Genomic DNA, 230 nt, shown 5'->3' on the forward strand with positions numbered 1-230 from the left:
TGATGCATGTGATCGCGGCGAAGGCGGCGGCGTTCAAGATCGCGGCGTCGGAGGAGTTCAAGGATCGTCAGCAGCGGACGCTGTCGGGTTCGCGCATCCTGGCCGAACGCCTGACCGGCGCCGATGTCAAGGACAAGGGTATTTCGGTGTTGACCGGTGGCACCGATGTGCATTTGGTGCTGGTGGATCTGCGTAATTCGGAGCTGGATGGTCAGCAGGCCGAGGATCTG

At 61.7% G+C, this 230-nt stretch carries 1 pseudogene; it reads left to right on the top strand.

Annotated elements, in window-relative coordinates:
• Positions 1–230 (top strand): annotated as a pseudogene (locus WA675_RS27335) (serine hydroxymethyltransferase); the annotation flags it as partial.

This window comes from Nocardia sp. SSK8 (assembly GCF_037034205.1).
Taxonomy (GTDB): domain Bacteria; phylum Actinomycetota; class Actinomycetes; order Mycobacteriales; family Mycobacteriaceae; genus Nocardia.